The sequence below is a fragment of the Shinella sp. NM-101 genome (assembly GCF_021401195.1).
GTDB lineage: Bacteria > Pseudomonadota > Alphaproteobacteria > Rhizobiales > Rhizobiaceae > Shinella.
The window spans coordinates 1-19,942 of record NZ_JACBFT010000002.1 but is presented as its reverse complement, the minus strand read 5'-3'; the positions used below and the strand labels follow the sequence as shown (position 1 = coordinate 19,942).

Genomic DNA, 19,942 nt, shown 5'->3' with positions numbered 1-19,942 from the left:
TCATGCTCGGGCCTGTCCCGAGCATCTGCAACGCCTCGATCTTTCAATGCGTTGGCAGATCCTCGGCACAAGGCCGAGGATGACGCCGGTGGGTGGTGCGAGGTTTGTCGACACGCTGAGTGCCGCGTCATGCGCGGCGCTTTGCGCAATTCGGGACGAGGCGAAAGGGAACGTCATGGGAATGGATAGAATTGCCGCCGGTGCGATCATCGACGGCAAGGCCTTCGCGGCCGGCCTCTTGGAAGACGTGGCGGCGAAGGTCGCCAAGCTGAGGGAAACGACCGGCGCCATCCCCGGCCTTGCCGTCGTCCTCGTCGGCTCCGATCCCGCAAGCGCCGTCTATGTCGGCTCGAAGCACCGCCAGACGGTCGCCGCCGGCATGAATTCCTTCAAGCACGAGCTTGCGGCCGATACGACGCAGGACGAGTTGATGGCGCTGATCGGCCGGCTGAACGTCGACCCCGCCGTGCACGGCATCCTCGTGCAGCTTCCGCTGCCCGCCCATCTCGATGCCAACGCCGTCATCCAGGGAATCAATCCCGACAAGGATGTCGACGGCTTCCACATCTCCAATGCCGGCCGGCTTTCCACCGGCCAGCCGGCGCTCACGCCCTGCACGCCGCTCGGCTGCCTGATGCTGCTGAAGGACCGTCTCGGCGGCAACCTCTCCGGCCTCCATGCCGTGGTGATCGGCAAGTCCAACATCGTCGGCAAGCCGATGGCGCAGCTCCTGCTTTCGGAAAACTGCACCGTGACCATCGCCCATTCGCGCACCAGGAACACGCCGGAGCTCTGCCGCGCCGCCGATATCCTCGTCGTCGCCGTCGGCCGGCCGGGCCTCGTGCGCGGCGACTGGATCAAGCCGGGGGCCGTGGTCATCGACGTCGGCATCAACCGCGTGGAGATCGACGGCAAATCGCGCATCGTCGGCGACGTCGCCTTCGAGGAAGCCCGCCATGCCGGCGCGATCACGCCGGTTCCGGGCGGCGTCGGCCCGATGACCATCGCGTGCCTCCTCTCCAATACGCTCACGGCCTTCCGCCGCCAGCATTCCGTCACCATCGACTGATCGACCCGAAAGGATCGCCAATGTCCGCTCTTTCCAACCGCTATGCCCTGCGCGTCGCCTGCCCCTCCATCCGGGGCGTGACCGCCGCCATCGCGACCTATCTTTCCGCCAGCGGCTGCAACATCTCCGACAGCGCCCAGTTCGACGACAAGAGCACCGGCCGCTATTTCATGCGCGTCAGCTTCCAGTCGGAGGAAGGCCGCACGCTGGAGGAGCTGCGGGAAGGCTTTGCCGAGATCGCCGCGACCTATGAGGCCGATGCCGAGTTCTTCGACGAGACGACCAAGCGCAAGGTCATCCTCATGGTCTCGCGCTTCGGCCATTGCCTCAACGACCTGCTCTACCGCTGGCGCATCGGGGCGCTCCCCATCGACATCGTCGGCGTCATCTCCAACCATTTCGACTATCAGAAGGTCGTGGTGAACCACGACATCCCCTTCCACCACATCAAGGTGACGAAGGAGAACAAGCCGGAAGCCGAGGCCGAGCAGATGCGCATCGTCGAGGAGACCGGCGCCGAGCTGATCGTTCTCGCCCGCTACATGCAGGTGCTCTCGGACGAGATGTGCAGGAAGATGTCGGGCCGGATCATCAACATCCACCACTCCTTCCTGCCCTCCTTCAAGGGCGCCAACCCCTACAAGCAGGCCTTCGAGCGCGGCGTGAAGCTGATCGGCGCGACCTCGCACTATGTCACCGCCGACCTCGACGAAGGCCCGATCATCGAGCAGGACACGGTCCGCGTGACGCATGCCCAGAGCGCCGACGACTATGTCAGCCTCGGCCGCGACGTGGAAAGCCAGGTGCTTGCCCGCGCCATCCACGCCCATATCCACGGCCGCGTCTTCATGAACGGCAACAGGACCATCGTCTTCCCGCCCTCGCCCGGCTCCTACGCCTCCGAGCGCATGGGCTGAGCAGGATCGACAAGCCCGCCGCTTTCTTCTACGCAAGGCCGCGACCGCTCCAGACAGGACGCCGACATGACGATGGAACTGCCGAACGATCCCGCCCGCGCGGACGTGCTTGCCGCCCGCCCGACGCTCTGGACCAACGGGCTTTATCGCGAGAATGCCATCGCCGACGCGTCCCTGCCGCTGGAGCCCTCGCAGGTCGACGAGGCGGAGGCGAACTGGAAGCGGCTGGCGCCGCTGCTGGCGGCCTGCTTTCCGGAACTGGACGCCACGGCGGGCGCGATCCGCTCCGATCTGATCGAGCTGGACGCGCTGCGCGAGGCGCTCGGCTATGGCGGCGCCGGGTTCGGCCGGGTCTTCGTGAAGGCCGACAGCGCGCTGCCGGTCGCCGGGTCGATCAAGGCGCGCGGCGGCGTCTACGAGGTCTTCGTCTTCGCCGAGGAACTCGCGCGGCGGGAAGGACTTCTCGCCCGGGGACAGGACATCCGCAATCTCGCCGGCCCCGACGCACGCGCCTTCTTCTCCCGATACACGATCGCCGTCGGCAGCACCGGCAATCTCGGGCTCAGCGTCGGCATCGCGGCGCGCGCGCTCGGCTTCAAGGCGACTGTGCACATGTCCTCCGATGCGAAGGCATGGAAGGTGGAGCGCCTGAGGAAGCTCGGTGTCGAGGTCGTGCAGCACGAGGCCGACTACACCACCGCCGTGGAGATGGCCCGCGAGGTCGCCGCGAGCGATCCGTCGATCTATTTCGTCGACGACGAGCAATCCCGCCGCCTGTTCCTCGGCTACAGCGCCGCCGCGTCGGAGCTTGCCGGGCAGCTCGCCGCCTGCGGCGTCACGGTCGATGCCGACCATCCCCTCTTCCTCTACCTGCCCTGCGGCATCGGCGGCGCGCCCGGCGGCGTCGCCTATGGCGCCAAGAAGATCTTCGGCGACGCCGTCCACTGCTTCTTCGTGGAGCCGGTCCAGTCACCCTGCGCGCTCGTCCACATGATGAGCGGGTCGCAGGACCTCGTCTCGGTCTACGATGTCGGCCTCACCAACGACACGGAAGCCGACGGCATGGCCGTCGCGCGCATGTCGGCCTTCGTCGCCACGGTCATGCGCGAGATGCTGGCCGGTGTCTTCACCGTCGACGACGCCTCGCTCTTCCGCTGGCTGCGTCTTGCCCACGAGACGCAGGCCATCCGCCTCGAGCCCTCGGCCGCGGCGGGCTTCGCCGGTCCGCACTTCCTGGTCGATCATCCGCAGGGGCGCGCCTTCGCCGAACGCTGGAAGATCGGCGACAGCCTTGCCCGCGCGACCCATGTCGTCTGGACGACGGGTGGTTCCTTCGTGCCGCAGGAGCAGTTCGACGCCTTCCTGAAAACGGCGGCCGAACTCGGATAAGCGGCCGGCTACTCGATCTCGATGTCCGCGCAGAGCGGCAGGTGATCGGATGCGCGACGGGCGAGCGGGCTGTCGTGCACGAAGGTCCGGTGAACGCGCACCCCCTCGTCGACAAAGATATGGTCGATGCGCAGGAGCGGCAGGCGCGAGGGGAACGTCGCCCCGGGCCGGCCTCCAGCCTCGACCTGCGCATCCTTGAGACGCCGCGCCAGCAGGCGGTAGGACGCCGAGCGCGAAACGGCGTTGAGGTCGCCGGCGAAAACGATGCGCGAACGCTCCGGCATCTCCGCCCCGAGCCAGCCCGGCCCGACCAGGGCCTCGGTCTGCCGCATGCGCTCGCCGCCGAGCAGGCCGAGATGGGTGACGAAGACCTGCAGCTTCATCCCGTCGACCGGCACCTCAACCCAGAGCGCCCCACGCGGCTCGCCGCGCGACGGCAGCCCGCCGGCCTTGACCAGACGCGTCGGCAGGGCCGTCAGCAGCGCGTCTCCGTAGCGCTCCTCCTCGAGGTGGAGCGCGGGATGGAAATGCGAGATCATGCTGAGGTGAGCGGCGATGGTCTCGGCCTGGTCGACGCCGCCGCTGCGCGCCCGCTCCACGTCCACCTCCTGCAGGGCGACGATGTCCGCCCCGCACTCGGCGATCACGGCGGCGATACGGCCGGGATCGAGCTTGCGGTCTGTGCCGAAGCAACTGTGCACGTTGTAGGTCACCACCCTCAGCCGACTGCCCATGCCTTCCTCTCGTTCCTTCGCACGTCGTGGGAACCCGAAAAGCCTCGTTTTCGTTCCGTCCCGTCAGGCAAGGGAAAACGCATGAAACGAAGCCATATCCTCCACGCGCTGGTCGCCGGCGCGGTGCTCGTCGCCGGTTGGCTCGTCTACCGGACGCTGAGCCAATATACATGGGAGGACATCCGGAGCTCCATCGCCGCCATCCCGGCTGTGAACTTCGCGCTCGCGCTCGCCTTCGCGGCCTGTTCCTACGTCTGCCTGACATTCTTCGACGTCCTGGCGCTGCGCTATGTCGGCAAGCCGCTGCCCTATCCGCGCACCGCACTCGCCTCCTTCACCAGCCTCTCCATCGGCCACAATGTCGGCGTGGCCGCGCTGAGCAGCGGTGCCGTGCGCTACCGCTTCTATTCCCGCTGGGGCCTTGAAGCACAGGAGGTCGCAAAGCTGATCGTCTTCTGCGGGGTGACCGTGGGGCTCGGGCTCGTCACGCTCGCCGGCATCTGCCTGCTTGCCCTTCCCGGCACCGCGGGCAAGGTGGCAGGAATCGGGACGGGTGCGTCGCTGGCCCTCGGTCTTGCCTGCCTGCTGCTCGGGGTGATCTATCTCGCGCTCGCCGCCTTCGTGCGCGGCGAACTGAAGGTCAGAAGCTGGCGCTTCGCGCTGCCGCGTCCCGGCATCGCCGCCCTGCAGATCATGGTGGGAACCGCAAACTTCGCCTTCGTTGCCGCCTGCCTGCACCAGCTCCTGAAAGGGGATGCCGGCTATATGGAGACCACGGCAGCCTATGTGGTCGGCAACCTCACGGCACTGGTCAGCCATGTGCCGGGCGGGCTCGGCGTGCTGGAGACGGCGATCGGCTACCTGCTCGGCAGCGCCGCATCGATCGGCGCGCTGATCGCCTTCCGCGCGGTCTATTTCTTTATTCCGCTGCCGCTGGGGCTTGTCTGCCTGCTGGCCAGCGAGGCCTTGGTCGCCTCCAAGGGCGAGACCGGATTGCGCAACAGCCCGAACTGACGCTGCAGGAACGCGCGCGCGCCGTCCACCCAGAGCGAGAGCGGCCACCAGGGCGCGACGGGGTCGACGAAGCCGGTTCCGAGCACGGGCGCCATGGCGCCCTTTCGTGCGGCATCGCGGAACGGTCGCAATCCGCGCGCCTGCCTGTTGAAGGCATCGATCGCCCTGACCAACGAGCCTTCTGCCCGCGCAGTCGCGCCGAACGCCTCGATGTCCGCATCGAGATGCTCGGCCAGCAGCCGGTCGCGCAGCGCCAGGATGCTGTGCCGCTGCGCCTCGGTGGAGGCTTCCACGGCGATGTCGAGCTCCGTATCCAGGGCCTCGCTGCGCTGGTTGAGGTTCGATGAGCCGATACGCAGGAAGCCGTCGTCGACGATGACGAGCTTGGAATGGACGACGATCTCCTGCTCCGTGCCGTCGGCCTTCGGCACCACGGGATAGAAGGCGCGCATGCGGCCGTGAACGTCGCAACGGGCAAGCCGGCGGACGAAACGGTCGCGATTGGCGCCGAGCACGAGGCGCTCGATGGTGCCGTGCGAACTTAGCGTCGAGATCACGACGACCTCCGGCCCGTCGGGCTCGGCAAGCCTTTCGCACAGCACGTCGCAGACCCGCTTGGAGGCGAAGTACTGGCTTTCGATATAAATATGGCGGCGGGCCGCCCTGAGGGCCGCGACGGTGAGGTCCATCGCCTCCGTGGCGACGGCGCGGCCGCGGATCGCCGGCTCCGTGCGGGCGAAGGCGACATCGACCTTCATCATGTCGGGGACCAGGCCGTCGAGGCGGATGTCGGCAGGCTTTTCCGGCACCGGCACGGCCTCGTCGGTGGCAAACAGCCAGCGGCGGCGCGCAATATCGCCGGCAAGCCGCGCCGCCTCGCCTTCCAGCGCCACCTGCATGTCGTGCACCGGCTCGTAAGGCTTGCCGGACGGCAGAATGCGACGGGGATCGTCGACCCGATGCTCGCTGGTGTCCCATCGCTTGGCGGTAAGGTCGATACCGCCGACGAAGGCCACGCGGTCGTCCGCCACGACGAATTTCTGGTGATGCGAGCCGCGCAAGGGATGGCGGCTATCGAAGGCAAGCACGATGCGCGGGTGGGAGGACCAACGCCGCTTGCGAAACATCTTCAGGGACTTGCCGGAATAGATGGGCCCCATCGCCCAGACGAGAACGCGGATGGTGAGGTCCGGCCGCTCTTCGGCCAGCCTCAGCAGGAAAGCGCCGAGCGTCGGGGATCGGGGATCTCCCGGCCGCATCGGGATGTCGGGATTGAAGTCCCAGCCGACGATCCAGATTTCCCGCTGCGCCTGTTCGAGCACCGGCTCCAGCGCCCGGAAATAGGCATCGCCATCGACGAGCACGCTCAGCCTGTCGGCAGTCGCGGTGCGCCAGACGTTCTGTCCGGCCCGGACGATGGGGGATGGCATGCCGGTATTCGCACCGCTCAACGGAAACCCTTCGCTTCGCACTCTCTGCCGCCTTGTCTGTCGATGCCACGCGGGAAATTCGCGGGAACGGTTTTGGTTCCCGTCGAAACGCGACAGACGTGCAGCGGGCTAATCGATGTCGATCAGCGCGATGCCGAGATCGGCGCGGTGCCTGCGCCGCAGAGCCCCCGGGGTTTCCCGCAGCACGACCTCCAGCGTCGGGCGGACATGGCCCTCCAGGAAATGGCCGCCCTTGGTGCTGCCGTCGGAAAAGCCGAGCACGACATGCAGGTGCAGGCTCGCCTCGCCGTCGTCGTCCACCGCCACGTCGCCGATCATGCTGAGGACTTCCGACTGCACCTCGACCGGTATCTTGCCGTAGCTCTTCGTCTCGAATTCGAAGAAGGCGATGGTCGCGGCGCGAAAGGCGCCGATCGCGGTGATCGAGGCCGAGGTCACGCCTTCGCTCCTTGCAAAGTCGGTGATGCACCGGAAAGCCTCATCCCCCTCGTCGAGAACGAGGATGTAGGTCCGTTCGCCCTCATCGCTTGCCAGAAGTTTGTGCTTCATCGTCTGCCTCCGTTCGCTTGAGGGGAAAGGCGCGAGGACCGTTTCTGTTCCGGCCGATCAGGAAGCGGCGGCGGTCTTGCGGGCATTCGTGGCCGCGACGGTCGCCAGCGCCGAGCGGATCGACGATGGAGAGGAGGATTTGGCAAGCGCGCAGGTTGCGGTGGACAGCGAGCCGACCCGGATCGACCGTCCGCCCCGCGCATTGGCGAGGGCGAACATGGATTCGTCCGTCAGGTCGTCGCCGATCGCGATCGGCAGGCGTCCCGTGAAGGGAGGCTGCTCCAGATAGGAGGCGACCGCCTCGCCCTTGTCGGCCCGGGACGGGCGGATCTCGAAGACCATCTTGCCCGGCTGCAGCACCCAGGCCGGCCCGGCCTCCTCGGCGAAATCGCGCATGATCCTTTCGAGCGCCGTATCGTAGGCGGGCGCCAGCCGGTAATGCGCGGCCACGGCCGCGCCCTTGTCCTCGATCAGCACGCCCTCCATCCAGGCCGTCTCTTCGGCCAGCCGGTGTTTCAGCGCCGCGAAGGCCGGCGTTTCGGCGACCACCGAAACCGTCCCGTCGGCACGCCGGGCCTGCGCACCGTGCAGGCCCGCGATGGGAAAGCGGTGCGGCGCAAACAGCCCGTCCGCATAGGGAAGGCTCCGTCCCGTCACCAGCGCCAGCGCCCCGCCGAGGCGGCCTGAGACCGCCGCAAGGTTGCCCGGCAGGGAAAGCGGGACCTGGATCGCATCCGGCGTCGCGGCCAGATCGAGCAGCGTCCCGTCGATGTCGAGGAAAAGCGCCCAGCGGTCGGGTTCGTCAACAAGACGGCGCACGAGGTGGCGCGTCGCCGCATCGGTCGGCTGCAATTTCTCCTGTTCGCTCATGATCCCTGCAAGTAGTTCGCGATCGGCGGCCGGCAAGAGGGTGGATTGGAACAAGTTTTTCTCCGCCGCATTCTGCCCTCGCATTTTGAAGCGGGCGGGAGACGGCATGGCGAAGCGAAAAGAGAAGGCCGGCGAACAACACGCCACCATTGCCCACGGCGCCGAGGCGCTCCCGGCGGTGCGCGTGACGAGCTACAACCTGGAACTGCGCGACAGGAACGGTTTCATCGGCGACCAGGCGAACAAGTCGGCTTTCCGCGACGCCGTCGACGGATGGCGCAAGCGCGTGCGCGAGGGCGGACCCGATCCCCTTGGGGACGTCCCGACGGACGAGCTCACGAAGAAGGAGATCGACGCGCCGCTCAAGGACGAGCAGTCGGAGGCCGCCGCCCTGGTGCTCGCCGCCGTCGACGACTTCGCCGAAGCGCTCGCCGCCATCCTTGCGCGCTACCTGAAGGAGGAGCCGTGGAAGGGCGCGACGAAGATCGCGGTCGGCGGCGGCTTTCGCGACAGCAAGGCAGGCCTGATGGCGATCGCCAAGGCCCAGATCCTTCTGAAGGCCGACGGCCGGAAGGTGGAGTTGCTGCCGATCGCCCATCACCCCGACGAAGCCGGCCTGATCGGCGCGGTCCACCTCATTCCTTCCTGGATGCTGAAGGGCCACGATGCGATCCTTGCCGTCGACATCGGCGGCACCAACATCCGCGCCGGCATCGTCAAGCTCAATCTCGACAAGAAGCCGGATTTCTCCAAGGCCGAGGTCTGGAAGTCGGAACTGTGGCGCCATGCCGACGACGAGCCGCGCCGCACCGCAACCATCGAATATCTCGTCAAGATGATCGAAGCCCTGATCGCCAGGGCGGAAAAGGCCAAGCTCGCGCTCGCGCCGGTCATCGGCATCGGATGCCCGGGCATCATCGCCCCGGACGGTTCGATCGCCCGCGGCGGGCAGAACCTGCCGGGCGGCAATTGGGAGAGCACGCATTTCAACCTTCCGGAGGCCCTGCGCAAGGCGATCCCCGAAATCGCGGGCCAGCCGACATTCGTCATCATGCACAACGATGCCGTCGTGCAGGGCCTGTCGGAAGTGCCGCGCATGGCGGATGTCGAGCGCTGGGCGGCGGTGACGATCGGCACCGGCCTCGGCAATGCCAGCTTCGAGCGGCAATCGCCCGCCTGAGGGACCGTAACCAGGCCGCGGGGCGGCGGCGCGAACCCCCGCTCAGTCGAGCGTCCGCCGGAACCGCATCAGCGCGAGCGCGCCGAGCACCACGACCATGACGAGCAGGGCGGCGAAGTCCGTGGCGACATCCGCGGGCTCGGCGCCCTTGAGCATGACGGCGCGCACCATCCTCAAAAGATGCGTGATCGGCAGGATCTCGCCCAGCCATTGCGCCCATTCCGGCATGCCGCGGAAGGGAAACATGAAGCCGGAAAGCAGCACCGAGGGCAGGAAGATGAAGATCGAGAGCTGCATGGCCTGCATCTGCGTGCGGGCGACGGTGGAGATCAGGTAGCCGAGCAGGACGAGCGCCAGCACGAACAGCAGCACGCAGGCGAAAAGCAGATGCGCGGACCCGACGAAGGGAACGCCGAAGACAAGCTTGGCAGCGCCGAGCACGACGAGCCCCTGCACCGCGCCGATGCCGATGAAGGGCGTGATCTTGCCGATCATGATCTCGGCCGGCGTGGCGGGCATGGCGAGGAGGTTTTCCATCGTGCCGCGCTCGATCTCGCGCGTCAGCGCCATCGCCGCCATCATGACCAGCGTCATCTGCAGGATGACGCCGAGAAGGCCGGGCACGATATTGTATTGCATGATGCCTTCGGGATTGTACCGGCTGTGCGCGACGATCTCGAGCGTATGGGGCGGGGCCTCGCCCATCTCGCGCGCCAGGAAGGCATCGGCGACGCGGCCCAGCGCCGCGACCGCGCCGGACGAGGCCGCCGGATCCGCCGCATCCGCCTCGACCAGCAATCGCGGCCGGTCGTCGCGCAAAATCCTCCGGCCGAAATCCGGCGGGATGAGGATGACGAAGGAAACGTCGCCGCGGGCAAGCAGCCGGTCCGCCTGCGCCGCCGTCACGCCGGCATGGGTGATGTCGAAATAGCCCGTCACTTCCAGCGCGGTGGACATGGCCTGCGTGAAACGGTCCTGAACCGGTGCGACAAGCGCCGTCGGCAGGTGGCGCGGATCGTTGTTGATGGCGAAGCCGAACAGGAGAAGCTGCATGACCGGCACGACGAGCATCATCGCGAACGTGACGCGGTCGCGCCGCATCTGGATGAATTCCTTGCGCAGGATCGCGCCCAGCCGGTGGAGCGAAAGGGTCATCGCACGTTATCCTTCGACTGGTCCATCAGGCGGATGAACACGTCCTCCAGGCTCGTCTCGGCCGGATGCCCCGCGACGTTCTCCGCCGCGAGCGCCGCCTCCAGCGCCTTCCGGTCGGTGCCCGTGACATGCAGCGCGGTGCCGAAGGGCTCCACCTGCTCGACGCCCGGCGCCTTGCGCAGGCGTGCGGCGAGCAGGCCCGGACGGTCGGTCTCGACGAGGAGCGTGACGAGGCCGGCATCCGTGATCACCTGCTGCGTCGTGCCCGAGGCGACCAGCCGGCCGTAGGCGATGTAGTTGATGCGGTGGCAGCGCTCGGCCTCGTCCATGTAGTGCGTCGAGACGAGCACGGTCATGCCGTCGGCGGCACGGGCATGGATCTCGTCCCAGAACTGCCGCCGCGCCTTGGGATCGACCCCGGCGGTCGGTTCGTCGAGCAGCAGGAGGCGCGGCTTGTGCATGATGCAGGCGGCAAGCGCCAGGCGCTGCTTCCAGCCACCCGAAAGGCTGGCCGCAAGCTGCCGCTTGCGCGAGGTGAGCCCGAGATCGCCGAGCGTATCGGCGACCGATTGCCGCGGCAGCCCGTAAAGGCCCGCGACGAAAGCGAGGTTCTCCTCGATGGTGAGGTCCTCGTAGAGGGAAAAGCGCTGGGTCATGTAGCCGACCTGGCGGCGGATGTCGCGCTGGTCGCGCCGCACGTCGAGCCCCAGCACCTCGCCCTCCCCCGCATCCGGCGTCAGGAGGCCGCAGATCATGCGGATGCAGGTCGTCTTGCCGGAACCGTTCGGCCCGAGGAAGCCGGCGATCTCGCCCTCCGCCACCGTCAGCGCGACGTCGTCCACGACCTTGCGGCCGTCGAAGGACTTCGTGAGGCCGCGCACGGCGACAACAGGGGGAGCGGCATCCGTCATGGTTCGCGGCGCACTTCGACGATCTGGCCCGGTTTCAGCTTCACCGCCCGCTCGGGCCGGGCCTCGATCCGGTAGACGAGTTTCTGGCGGGCATCGCGCGAATAGATGACGGGCGGCGTGAACTCCGCCTCGTCCGCGACATGGGTCACCACCGCCGAGAGCGGCGGACACCCGTCGCAGCGGACGGAGAGCCTCGTATCCCGGCCGATCGACGCCAGGTCCGCCTCCGCCACATAGAGGCGCAGCTTGACGGCGCCGTCGGGAAGGAAGGTGAGGACAGGCATGGCGGGGCCGGCGATCTCGCCGCCGTGACGCACGACATCCGTCACCATCCCGCCCGAGGGGGCGAGAAGCCGGCGCTGGTCGAGCGCCCAGCGGGCCGTATCGCGGTTGGCGCGGGCCTCGCGGACGGCGGCACGCGCCGCGGCGATCTGGTGGTCGCGGGCCGGCAGGCGGGCGACAGCAAGGCGCGCTTCCGCCTCGGCGACGGCGGCGGCCGCCATGTCGGCCGCCGCCTGCGCGGCGTCGTATTGCGACTGGGAGCTGGCGCGCTCCTGCACGAGCCGTTTCTGCCGGGCCGCTTCCTTTTCGGTGCGCGCGGCATTGGCGCGGGCGGAGACGGCGGAGGCCTCCACGACGGCCAGCTCGGCGGCGCGGCTGCCCTCCTCGAGGTTTGCAAGCTCGCTCTCTGCCCGGCTGAGCGCCGCCTCGGCAGCGGCAAGCGCGATCGTCGCATCCGCATCGTCGACGCGCGCCAGCACCGCGCCCTTCGCCACGCGGTCGCCGGGTTGCACCGAAATCTCGACGATGCGGGCGGTGGCAAGCGGCGTGACCGCCACATAGTCGCCCTCCACATAGCCGGTAGCAAGCGGCGAGGGCGCTGCGCATGAGGCGAAAAGGCCCGCCGCGAAGGGGAGCGTACAGAGGAGATCAGCCATTTTCCGCCTCCAGGATGGCATCGAGGTTGAAGAGCAGCCGCCGCGCGATGGCCCGGATCGCGGCATGCGGATACCCGTTCCAGTCCATCCGGCGCTGGACGACCGGGGCGGCGAGGCGGAAATAGGCTGCCTGGCCGACGATCGAGAAGACCGCGAGCTTGACGTCGACGGATTCCGCCGGCTGGCCCGTGGCGGCCGACCAGATCCGGCAAAGGCTGCGATGCCGGCTTTCGATCAGGGTATGGAAGAGCCTGTCGGGAACGGGGCTGTTCGGCTGGGCCATCTCGCGAAGCAGGAAGGCGACGACCGGTTCGGCCGCCGGCGCGGTGAGGTACAACACGATGCGCCGGAGCAGGCGGCGCAGGATATGGCGGGCGCCGGCGCGCGTGAGATGCGCGGGATCGCCGGGCAGGATGCGCGCCACCTGGCCGATGCGCGAGGCGACGAAGTCCGCGCAGGCCAGCCGCAGCCCTTCCTTGCCGCCGAAATGATAGGCGATGGAGGAAATGTTCGTCCCGGCCTCGGCGGCGATGGAGCGGGTCGAGGCCGCGGCGAAGCCATCCCGGCCGAACTGCCGCAACGCGACCTGGATGAGGCCGAGCCGGGTCGGATGTTCGCTGTCGTGCATGGCGTTACCATTTCAATCAATCGATTGATTTATAGCCCGCACGATACGCGCCGTCCAGTCGCCCGGCTGCGGTCCCGATCCGGGAGCGATTTTGCGGCATGGCCTTTCGGTCGGGAAGGCTGGTCAGCTCACCGTCATGTCCTGCCCGAGGAGCATTCGTAGAGGACCTTCCCGGTCGAGGCCTGCACCCCTTCCAGGCTCACCTCATATCCCCACAGGCGGCGTATATGGGCGAGGGTCGCGTCGCGGTCGGCCTCCTCCAGCAGGACCCCGTTCTTGACCGTGTGCCGCAGCCGCAGCCGCCGGTCGCCCAGGAGATCGACGTCGGTCACCTCGATATCCGGCCTGTTGGCGCCGGGATCGTAGGTACGGGCGAGCGCGGCGCGCACAGCCGAATAACCCCGCTCGTCATGAATGGAGGCGACCTCGCAGAACCGGTCGCCCGCGCGGTCGGTGAGGTGGAACAGGCGGAATTTGCGGATCAACGCCGGGCTCAGATATTGCAGGATGAAGGATTCGTCCCGGTGGTTCTCCCAGGCATCGAGCAGCGTTCCCCGCCAGTCGCCGTTACCGGCGATCGTGGGAAACCAGTCCCTGTCCTCCTCCGTCGGCAGGGTGCAGATGCGTTCGATGTCCTGCATCATCGCGAAACCCAGCGCATAGGGGTTGATACCCCCGAAGCGGGGATCGCGAAAACCCGGCTGGAAGACCACGTTGGCGTGGCTCGCCAGGAGCTCCAGCATGGCGCCCTCGCTGAGTCTGCCCTGGTCGAACAGTCGGTTGATGATGAAATAATGCACGAAGGTCGCGCATCCCTCGTTCATCACCTTGGTCTGTCCCTGCGGATAGAAATATTGCGCGATGACGCGGACGATCCGCAATATCTCCCGCTGCCACGGCTCCAGGATGAGGCTGTGCTTCTCCAGGAAATAGAGCAGGTTCTCCTCGGGGAGATTGAGCACCTTCTTGCGCTCCAGCGCCTCCTGCTCGGCCTCTTCCCTGTCGCGGCTCCCGGGGGCCAGGGGCAATGTACGCCACAGGTCGCTGTAGGTCTGCTCCTCGTATTCCAGCCGCTCGCGCGCCCGCTCCGTGACCTTCTCCGAGGAGAGCCGCGGCGGGCGGCGATAGTGGAAGACGCCCTGGTCCATGAGCGCATGGGCGGAATCGAGGATCTCCTCCACCGCGGCGACGCCGTGCCGCTCCTCGCACCGCGCGACGTATTTCTTGGCGAAATCCATGTAGCCGAGAATGGCGCCCGCATCCGTCCACTGGCGGAACAGGTAGTTGTTCTTGAAGAAGTGGTTATGGCCGAAGGCGGCATGGGCGGTGACGAGCGCCTGCATCGGCATCGTGTTCTCTTCCATCAGGTAGGTGATGCAGGGGTTGGAATTGATGACGAGTTCGTAGGCAAGGCCCCGCCGCCCCTTTCGGTAGAGGTGGTTCTCGAAGACGAAGCGCTTTCCGAACGACCAGTGCTGGTACATCAGCGGCATGCCCACGGAGGAATAGGCATCGAGCATCTGCTCCGACGAGATGACCTCGATCTGGTTCGGATAGACATCGAGCCCCATCTCGCCAAGGGCGATCTCCTCGATGGCGTCATAGGCCCGGGAGATCGCGGCAAAGCTCCATTCGGAACCGTCGAACAGCAGGGAGGAGGCGCTTCGTCTTGCCATGCGATCCTCTCCTCACCGCTGCAACTGGACGGGCTGGCGGGCAAAGAGCTTGCGGAAGACGGGATAGATGTCCGCCGGCCGCGCGATGCGCGTCATCTGGAAATGCGGCGCCGCGCCGTCGACCGTACGGTATGCGCGCCAGAGCGAGGTGCCGTTGTCCGTCGATCCGAAGATCTCGCTTTCCCGCTCGTCGATGATCTCGACATAGGCGTAGTATTGGCACAGCTTCATCAGCTCGTCGCGCAGAAGCCCGGCGCAGCGCTCGGAATCGCCCTGGGCATTGTCGCCGTCGGAGGCCTGCGCGGCATAGATGTTCCAGATGTTCGAGGGGTAGCGGTCGAGGATGATCCGCTGCATCTCCTCCAGCGCGGTGGAGACGACCGTGCCGCCGCTCTGCCGGCCGAAGAAGAAGGTCTCCTCGTCCACCTCGCGCGCCTCGTCGGTATGGCGGATGAAGACGATGTCGATGCGCTCGTAGCGGCGCTTGAGAAAGAGATGCAGCAGGACGAAGAACCGCTTGGCGAGGTCCTTCTCCCGCTCGCCCATCGAGGCCGACACGTCCATCAGGCAGAACATCACCGCGCTCGCATTGGGCATCGGCTGGCGTTCGAAGCGGTTGAAGCGCACGTCGACCGGATCGACATAGGCGATGCGCTTGCGCCGGCGCTCCAGGATCTCCAGTTCCTCGCGCAGTTGCGACAGCCGCCGCCGCCGCGGCTGGGAAAGATCGGCCTCGGCCTCCAGCGCGGCGATCTCGCCTGCGATCGCCTCGAACTCCTTGCCGCTCGGGCGGCGGAGCGCGATGCGCCGGCCGAAGCTGTTGCGCATCGTGCGGCCCACATTGATGTTGCTGGGCGTGCCGGCCGTGGTGAAGCCGACGCGATGCGGCTTGTAGGTCACCGTCTCCTTGAGGTTGAGCTTGACCATGTCGGGAAGCTCCAGATCCTCGAAGAAGAGGTCCAGCACCTCCTCGCGCGAAAGGACGAAGAGGAAGTCGTCGTCGCTCTCGCCCCGGCCCGGGCCGCGGCCGGCGCCGCCACCCCCTCCGGCCTCCGGTTTTCCCAGCCGGTCGCCCGGCGAGAAGGTCTCGTTTCCGGGAAGGACGTGATCGCGCTCCCCCGTGCCGGGGGCCTGGCGGAAGCCGGGCTCGTCGGCGCCGCGCCTGGGCACCGGCACGCCGTGGGCGGCATCCACGTCGGCGATCCTGTCGGACTTGACCCGGTCACGGATCGTCCGCTTCAATTCGTCGTGCACCCTTTTCAGGAAACGCTGCCGGTTGCCGAGGCTGCGGTCCTTGGGGTTCAGCCGTCGGTCGATGAAATTCGGCATGGCGCTGCCCCCGTTTCGGTGTCAGCCGGCCTTGTTCACGCGCATGTACCAGTCGACGAGCCGCCGGACCTGACGCACGGTATAGCCGCGCGCGGTCATGCGTTCGACGAACTCGGCATGCTGCTTCTCGGTGGAGCTGTCCTTCTTCGAGCCGAAGCTGATGACGGGCAGCAGGTCCTCGACCTGCCCGAACATGCGCTTCTCGATGACCTCGCGCAGTTTCTCGTAGCTGGTCCAGGCCGGGTTGCGCCCGCCGTTGCGGGCACGGGCGCGCAGGGTGAACTTGACGACCTCGTTGCGGAAGTCCTTCGGATTGGCGATGCCGGCAGGCTTCTCGATCTGCGAGAGTTCGCTGTCGAGAATCTCCCGGTTGAGGATCTGGCCCGTGTCCGGGTCCTTGAAATCCTGGTCTTCCAGCCAGGCATCCGCATAGGCGATGTAGCGGTCGAAGAGGTTCTGGCCGTACTCGCTATAGGATTCCAGATACGCCTTCTGGATCTCGTGGCCGATGAACTCGGCATAGCGGCTGGCCAGTTCCGAGCGGATGAAATCGAGATAGTTCGCCTCGACCTCCTTGGGAAACTGCTCGCGCCGGATCGCCTGTTCGAGGATGTACATCAGGTGGACCGAGTCGGCCGCGACTTCCTTCGTGTCGTAGTTGAAGGTCTCCGAGAGCACCTTGAAGGCAAAGCGCGTGCTGATGCCGGTCATGCCCTCGTCGACGCCCGCCGCATCGCGGTATTCCTGCAGCGACTTCGCCTTGGGGTCGGTGTCCTTCAGGTTCTCGCCGTCATAGACGCGCATCTTCGTGTAGGTCGGCGAATTCTCGTGCGGCGTCAGGCGCGTGGCGACTGTAAAGCGGCTGAGGTTCTCCAGCACTTCCGGCGCGCAGGGGCTGTCGGACAGCTCGCTCTCGCGCAGGAGCTTCTCGTAGATCTGCCGCTCCTCCGTCACCCGCAGGCAATAGGGCACCTTCACGACGAGGATGCGGTCGAGGAACGCCTCGTTGTTCTTGTTGTGCTTGAACTGCAGCCATTCGGACTCGTTGGAATGGGCGAGCACGATGCCCTGGTACGGGAAGGCGCCGAAATTCTCCGTGCCGTTGTAGCTGCCCTCCTGCGTGGCGGTCAGCAACGGATGCAGAACCTTGATCGGCGCCTTGAACATCTCGACGAATTCGAGCAGGCCCTGCGTCGTGCGGTTGAGGCCGCCGCTGTAGGAATAGGCGTCGGGATCGGCCTGGCTGAAGTTTTCGAGCTGCCTTATGTCGACCTTGCCGACCAGCGTCGAGACGTCCTGGTTGTTCTCGTCGCCGGGCTCCGTCTTGGCAATGGCGATCTGGCGCAGCCGCGAGGGCATTAGCTTGACGACGCTAAACCGCGAAATGTCGCCGCCGAGCTCGTCCAGCCGTTTCGTCGCCCAGGGCGAGATGAGGCCCGTGAGCCGCCGCTTGGCGATGCCGTACTTGTCTTCCAGAAGGTCGCCCATGCGCTCTCGGCTGAAGAGGCCAAGGGGGGATTCGAAGACGGGGCTGATCCTGCCGTCGATGGCGAGCGTATAGATCGGCTGCTCCTCCATCAGTTTCTTGAGGCGTTCGGCGAGCGACGACTTGCCCCCGCCGACAGGTCCCAGCAGGTAGAGGATCTGCTTGCGCTCTTCCAGGCCCTGCGCCGCGTAGCGGAAGTAGCCGACGATCCGCTCGATCGTGTCTTCCATGCCGTAGAAATCGGCAAAGGACGGGTAGAGCTTGATGGTCCGGTTGGCGAAGATCCGCCCGAGGCGCTCGTCGGCGCTCGTGTCGATAAGCTTCGGCTCGCCGATGGCCGCTACCATTCGCTCCGGCGCGGTGGCATAAAGGCTCTTGTCCTCGCGGCACGCCAGGAGATATTCCTGCAGGCTCAGCTCCTCGTGGGCGCTGCCGGCATAAATTCTCGAAAACAGATCGAATACATCGCTGCCAGTGGTTCCCATGGAACCCTCCCGCGTCGCGAACCGAATCGCCAATTCTGTCGTTGCCAGTATAACCCGAACAACGAAATCATGCTGCAATTTGTTCCTGAAAACCGGCAGAAAACCATACACTTCGTGTGTAACGAAACCGCGAGCACGAATTTACCTGCCCTTGCGTCAGGCAACACCGTCATCCTCGGATCAGGTCCGGGATGACGGCGGGCGCGGGGAAACGCTGCCCACGAACAAGGCCCGTCGGCATACAGACAGGCATTGCGCCCTGTCAGCCCATGCGCTCGGAAGCGTAGCTTCCCGGGTTCGGCGGGAAGACGATGGTCTTGTTGCCGTTCATGAAGACGCGGTGATGGATGTGGGCGTGCACCGCGCGGGCGAGCACCTGGCTCTCGACGTCCCGGCCGATCGAGACATAGTCCTCCGCCGACTGCGCATGCGTGATGCGCGCCACGTCCTGCTCGATGATCGGGCCCTCGTCGAGGTCCTCGGTGACGTAGTGCGCCGTCGCGCCGATCAGCTTCACGCCGCGCTCGAAGGCCTGCTTGTAGGGGTTCGCCCCCTTGAAGGACGGCAGGAACGAGTGGTGGATGTTGATGATCCGCCCCGACATCTTCTTGCAGACGGCATCCGACAGCACCTGCATGTAGCGGGCCAGCACGATGAGTTCCGCGCCGGACTGCTCGACCACCTCCATCAGCCGCGCCTCGGCCTGCGGCTTGTTGTCCTTCGTCACCTTCATGTGGTGGAAGGGGATGTCGTGGTTGACGATGACCTTCTGGTAGTCGAAGTGGTTGGAGACGACGCCGACGATGTCGATCGGCAGGGCGCCGATCTTCCAGCGGTAGAGCAGGTCGTTGAGGCAATGGCCGAAGCGCGAGACCATCAGCAGCACCTTCATGCGCTCGTCGCTGTCGTTGAAGCGCCAGGTCATGGCGAATTTCTTGGCGACCGGGGCGAAGCCCGACTTGATCTCGTCCTCCGACACGCCCTCCTGGGACAGGAAGGTCAGGCGCATGAAGAACAGGCCCGTTTCCAGGTCGTCGAACTGCGAGGAGTCGACGATGTTGCAGCCGGCCCCGGCCAGATAGCCGGTGACGGCGGCGACGATCCCGCGGGTGGACGCGCAGGTGATGGTCAGCACATAGGTCATGCAATCCTCGCCCAGGAACGGCGGGAGACGCCTTGAGGCATCTCCCGCATTTGTCACATGGCCTTCTCAAGCTCCGGCAGGATTTCGAAGAGGTCACCGACGAGGCCGTAGTCGGCGACCTGGAAGATCGGCGCCTCCTCGTCCTTGTTGATCGCGACGATGACCTTCGAGTCCTTCATGCCGGCAAGGTGCTGGATCGCGCCCGAGATGCCGCAGGCGATGTAGAGCTGCGGCGCAACCACCTTGCCCGTCTGCCCCACCTGCCAGTCGTTCGGCGCATAGCCCGCATCGACGGCCGCGCGCGACGCACCGACGGCCGCACCGAGCTTGTCGGCGACGGGGAGGATGACCTCCTGGAACTTCTCCGACGAGCCGAGCGCACGCCCGCCCGAGATGATGATCTTGGCGGACGTCAGCTCCGGGCGGTCGGAGGACGACAGCGCATCCTTGACGTGGGTCGAGAGGCCCGGGTTCGCTGCGGCCGAGATGGTCTCGATGGCGGCGTTGCCGCCTTCACCGGCTGCGGCGAACGAGGCGGTGCGAATGGTGATCACCTTCTTCGCATCGGTGGACTGAACCGTCTGGATCGCATTGCCCGCATAGATCGGACGCTTGAACGTGTCGGCCGAGACGACCTCGACGATCTCCGAGACCTGCGCCACGTCGAGCAGCGCGGCCACGCGCGGCAGCACGTTCTTGCCGACCGAGGTGGCGGCCGAGACGATGGCGTCATAGCTGCCGGCCAGCGACACGATCAGCGCTGCCAGCGGTTCGGCGAGGTTGTTGGCAAGGCTGGCATCGTCGGCGACGAGCACCTTCGTCACGCCCGACAGCTTGGCCGCCTGCTCGGCCGCGACCTTGGCATTGCTGCCGGCGACGAGCACATGCACGTCCGGGCCGATCTTGCTTGCCGCCGTCAGCGCCTTGGCCGTCTGGTCGGAAAGGTGAGCGTTGTCGTGGTCTGCCAGAAGAAGAATGGCCATGGTGATGTTCTCCCTTTCCTGCTTACAGCACGCC

18 protein-coding genes are annotated in these 19,942 nt (G+C 66.5%); 5 read left to right on the top strand and 13 right to left on the bottom strand.

Features of this window, described 5'->3' with window-relative positions; translation table 11 throughout:
- The first annotated feature begins 175 nt into the window (after positions 1-175).
- From folD to L0976_RS03940, 3 genes are all read left to right on the top strand, one after another.
- The gene (gene folD, locus L0976_RS03950; protein ID WP_234186227.1) at positions 176-1,069 is read left to right on the top strand and encodes a bifunctional methylenetetrahydrofolate dehydrogenase/methenyltetrahydrofolate cyclohydrolase FolD; all 894 of its coding nucleotides are present in this window, start codon (positions 176-178) and stop codon (positions 1,067-1,069) included.
- A gap of 20 nt (positions 1,070-1,089) precedes the next feature.
- Positions 1,090-1,986 (top strand): formyltetrahydrofolate deformylase, encoded by an 897-nt coding sequence (gene purU, locus L0976_RS03945; RefSeq protein ID WP_203316290.1) that lies wholly within the window; start codon positions 1,090-1,092, stop codon positions 1,984-1,986.
- A gap of 66 nt (positions 1,987-2,052) precedes the next feature.
- Positions 2,053-3,375: a D-serine ammonia-lyase gene (locus tag L0976_RS03940; RefSeq protein WP_234186226.1), complete on the top strand. Its 1,323-nt coding sequence runs from the start codon at positions 2,053-2,055 to the stop codon at positions 3,373-3,375.
- A gap of 8 nt (positions 3,376-3,383) precedes the next feature.
- Here the strand turns inward: L0976_RS03940 and L0976_RS03935 are convergent, their stop codons facing one another.
- The gene (locus tag L0976_RS03935; protein WP_203316292.1) at positions 3,384-4,109 is read right to left on the bottom strand and encodes an endonuclease/exonuclease/phosphatase family protein; all 726 of its coding nucleotides are present in this window, start codon (positions 4,107-4,109) and stop codon (positions 3,384-3,386) included.
- A gap of 81 nt (positions 4,110-4,190) precedes the next feature.
- Here L0976_RS03935 and L0976_RS03930 point away from each other — a divergent pair, with 81 nt between their 5' ends.
- Positions 4,191-5,123, top strand: a complete 933-nt coding sequence (locus L0976_RS03930; protein ID WP_234186225.1) for a lysylphosphatidylglycerol synthase domain-containing protein — start codon at positions 4,191-4,193, stop codon at positions 5,121-5,123.
- On the opposite strand, the gene L0976_RS03925 is transcribed toward L0976_RS03930, so the two are convergent.
- From L0976_RS03925 to otsB, 3 genes are all read right to left on the bottom strand, one after another.
- A complete protein-coding gene (locus L0976_RS03925) occupies positions 5,021-6,553 on the bottom strand; it encodes a phospholipase D-like domain-containing protein (protein ID WP_234186224.1) in 1,533 nt (510 codons plus the stop codon). The genes L0976_RS03930 and L0976_RS03925 overlap by 103 nt on opposite strands.
- 129 nt (positions 6,554-6,682) lie before the next feature.
- A complete protein-coding gene (locus L0976_RS03920; protein WP_234186223.1) occupies positions 6,683-7,123 on the bottom strand; it encodes a PPC domain-containing DNA-binding protein in 441 nt (146 codons plus the stop codon).
- 57 nt (positions 7,124-7,180) lie between these two features.
- A complete protein-coding gene (gene otsB, locus L0976_RS03915) occupies positions 7,181-7,993 on the bottom strand; it encodes a trehalose-phosphatase (RefSeq protein ID WP_234186672.1) in 813 nt (270 codons plus the stop codon).
- Between the two features lie 106 nt (positions 7,994-8,099).
- On the opposite strand from otsB, the gene L0976_RS03910 reads away from it, so the two are divergent.
- On the top strand, positions 8,100-9,173 hold the full coding sequence (locus tag L0976_RS03910; protein WP_234186222.1) for an ROK family protein: 1,074 nt from the start codon (positions 8,100-8,102) through the stop codon (positions 9,171-9,173).
- A 42-nt stretch (positions 9,174-9,215) separates the two neighbouring features.
- On the opposite strand, the gene L0976_RS03905 is transcribed toward L0976_RS03910, so the two are convergent.
- The 9 genes from L0976_RS03905 to L0976_RS03865 all read right to left on the bottom strand — a co-directional run bounded on the left by L0976_RS03905 (position 9,216) and on the right by L0976_RS03865 (position 19,908).
- Complete coding sequence (locus tag L0976_RS03905) at positions 9,216-10,328, bottom strand: ABC transporter permease (protein ID WP_203316297.1); 1,113 nt, start codon at positions 10,326-10,328, stop codon at positions 9,216-9,218.
- Positions 10,325-11,239, bottom strand: coding sequence for an ABC transporter ATP-binding protein (locus L0976_RS03900; RefSeq protein WP_234186221.1), 915 nt, complete (start codon positions 11,237-11,239; stop codon positions 10,325-10,327). Before L0976_RS03900 ends, L0976_RS03905 begins: the two co-directional genes overlap by 4 nt.
- Positions 11,236-12,177 (bottom strand): HlyD family secretion protein, encoded by a 942-nt coding sequence (locus L0976_RS03895; RefSeq protein ID WP_234186220.1) that lies wholly within the window; start codon positions 12,175-12,177, stop codon positions 11,236-11,238. The genes L0976_RS03900 and L0976_RS03895 overlap by 4 nt, the downstream gene beginning before the upstream one ends.
- Positions 12,170-12,805 (bottom strand): CerR family C-terminal domain-containing protein, encoded by a 636-nt coding sequence (locus tag L0976_RS03890; protein ID WP_234186219.1) that lies wholly within the window; start codon positions 12,803-12,805, stop codon positions 12,170-12,172. The genes L0976_RS03895 and L0976_RS03890 overlap by 8 nt, the downstream gene beginning before the upstream one ends.
- Positions 12,806-12,939: 134 nt before the next feature.
- On the bottom strand, positions 12,940-14,481 hold the full coding sequence (locus L0976_RS03885; RefSeq protein WP_234186218.1) for a SpoVR family protein: 1,542 nt from the start codon (positions 14,479-14,481) through the stop codon (positions 12,940-12,942).
- A gap of 12 nt (positions 14,482-14,493) precedes the next feature.
- Positions 14,494-15,810 carry a YeaH/YhbH family protein gene (locus L0976_RS03880; protein WP_234186217.1) on the bottom strand — a complete coding sequence of 439 codons (1,317 nt, stop codon included), beginning with the start codon at positions 15,808-15,810 and terminating at the stop codon, positions 14,494-14,496.
- Between the two features lie 21 nt (positions 15,811-15,831).
- Positions 15,832-17,781 carry a PrkA family serine protein kinase gene (locus tag L0976_RS03875; RefSeq protein ID WP_234186216.1) on the bottom strand — a complete coding sequence of 650 codons (1,950 nt, stop codon included), beginning with the start codon at positions 17,779-17,781 and terminating at the stop codon, positions 15,832-15,834.
- A 262-nt stretch (positions 17,782-18,043) separates the two neighbouring features.
- The gene (purU, locus tag L0976_RS03870; protein ID WP_234186215.1) at positions 18,044-18,925 is read right to left on the bottom strand and encodes a formyltetrahydrofolate deformylase; all 882 of its coding nucleotides are present in this window, start codon (positions 18,923-18,925) and stop codon (positions 18,044-18,046) included.
- A gap of 53 nt (positions 18,926-18,978) precedes the next feature.
- Positions 18,979-19,908, bottom strand: a complete 930-nt coding sequence (locus tag L0976_RS03865; protein ID WP_234186214.1) for an electron transfer flavoprotein subunit alpha/FixB family protein — start codon at positions 19,906-19,908, stop codon at positions 18,979-18,981.
- Between the last annotated feature and the right edge of the window lie 34 nt (positions 19,909-19,942).

What these genes read in the sequence shown, in the direction of transcription:
- folD (WP_234186227.1), top strand. Translation starts at nt 176, where the DNA reads ATGGGAATGGATAGAATTGCCGCCGGTGCGATCATCGACGGCAAGGCC.
- purU (WP_203316290.1), top strand. Translation starts at nt 1,090, where the DNA reads ATGTCCGCTCTTTCCAACCGCTATGCCCTGCGCGTCGCCTGCCCCTCC.
- L0976_RS03940 (WP_234186226.1), top strand. Translation starts at nt 2,053, where the DNA reads ATGACGATGGAACTGCCGAACGATCCCGCCCGCGCGGACGTGCTTGCC.
- L0976_RS03935 (WP_203316292.1), bottom strand. Translation starts at nt 4,109, where the DNA reads ATGGGCAGTCGGCTGAGGGTGGTGACCTACAACGTGCACAGTTGCTTC.
- L0976_RS03930 (WP_234186225.1), top strand. Translation starts at nt 4,191, where the DNA reads ATGAAACGAAGCCATATCCTCCACGCGCTGGTCGCCGGCGCGGTGCTC.
- L0976_RS03925 (WP_234186224.1), bottom strand. Translation starts at nt 6,553, where the DNA reads ATGCCATCCCCCATCGTCCGGGCCGGACAGAACGTCTGGCGCACCGCG.
- L0976_RS03920 (WP_234186223.1), bottom strand. Translation starts at nt 7,123, where the DNA reads ATGAAGCACAAACTTCTGGCAAGCGATGAGGGCGAACGGACCTACATC.
- otsB (WP_234186672.1), bottom strand. Translation starts at nt 7,993, where the DNA reads ATGAGCGAACAGGAGAAATTGCAGCCGACCGATGCGGCGACGCGCCAC.
- L0976_RS03910 (WP_234186222.1), top strand. Translation starts at nt 8,100, where the DNA reads ATGGCGAAGCGAAAAGAGAAGGCCGGCGAACAACACGCCACCATTGCC.
- L0976_RS03905 (WP_203316297.1), bottom strand. Translation starts at nt 10,328, where the DNA reads ATGACCCTTTCGCTCCACCGGCTGGGCGCGATCCTGCGCAAGGAATTC.
- L0976_RS03900 (WP_234186221.1), bottom strand. Translation starts at nt 11,239, where the DNA reads ATGACGGATGCCGCTCCCCCTGTTGTCGCCGTGCGCGGCCTCACGAAG.
- L0976_RS03895 (WP_234186220.1), bottom strand. Translation starts at nt 12,177, where the DNA reads ATGGCTGATCTCCTCTGTACGCTCCCCTTCGCGGCGGGCCTTTTCGCC.
- L0976_RS03890 (WP_234186219.1), bottom strand. Translation starts at nt 12,805, where the DNA reads ATGCACGACAGCGAACATCCGACCCGGCTCGGCCTCATCCAGGTCGCG.
- L0976_RS03885 (WP_234186218.1), bottom strand. Translation starts at nt 14,481, where the DNA reads ATGGCAAGACGAAGCGCCTCCTCCCTGCTGTTCGACGGTTCCGAATGG.
- L0976_RS03880 (WP_234186217.1), bottom strand. Translation starts at nt 15,810, where the DNA reads ATGCCGAATTTCATCGACCGACGGCTGAACCCCAAGGACCGCAGCCTC.
- L0976_RS03875 (WP_234186216.1), bottom strand. Translation starts at nt 17,781, where the DNA reads ATGGGAACCACTGGCAGCGATGTATTCGATCTGTTTTCGAGAATTTAT.
- purU (WP_234186215.1), bottom strand. Translation starts at nt 18,925, where the DNA reads ATGACCTATGTGCTGACCATCACCTGCGCGTCCACCCGCGGGATCGTC.
- L0976_RS03865 (WP_234186214.1), bottom strand. Translation starts at nt 19,908, where the DNA reads ATGGCCATTCTTCTTCTGGCAGACCACGACAACGCTCACCTTTCCGAC.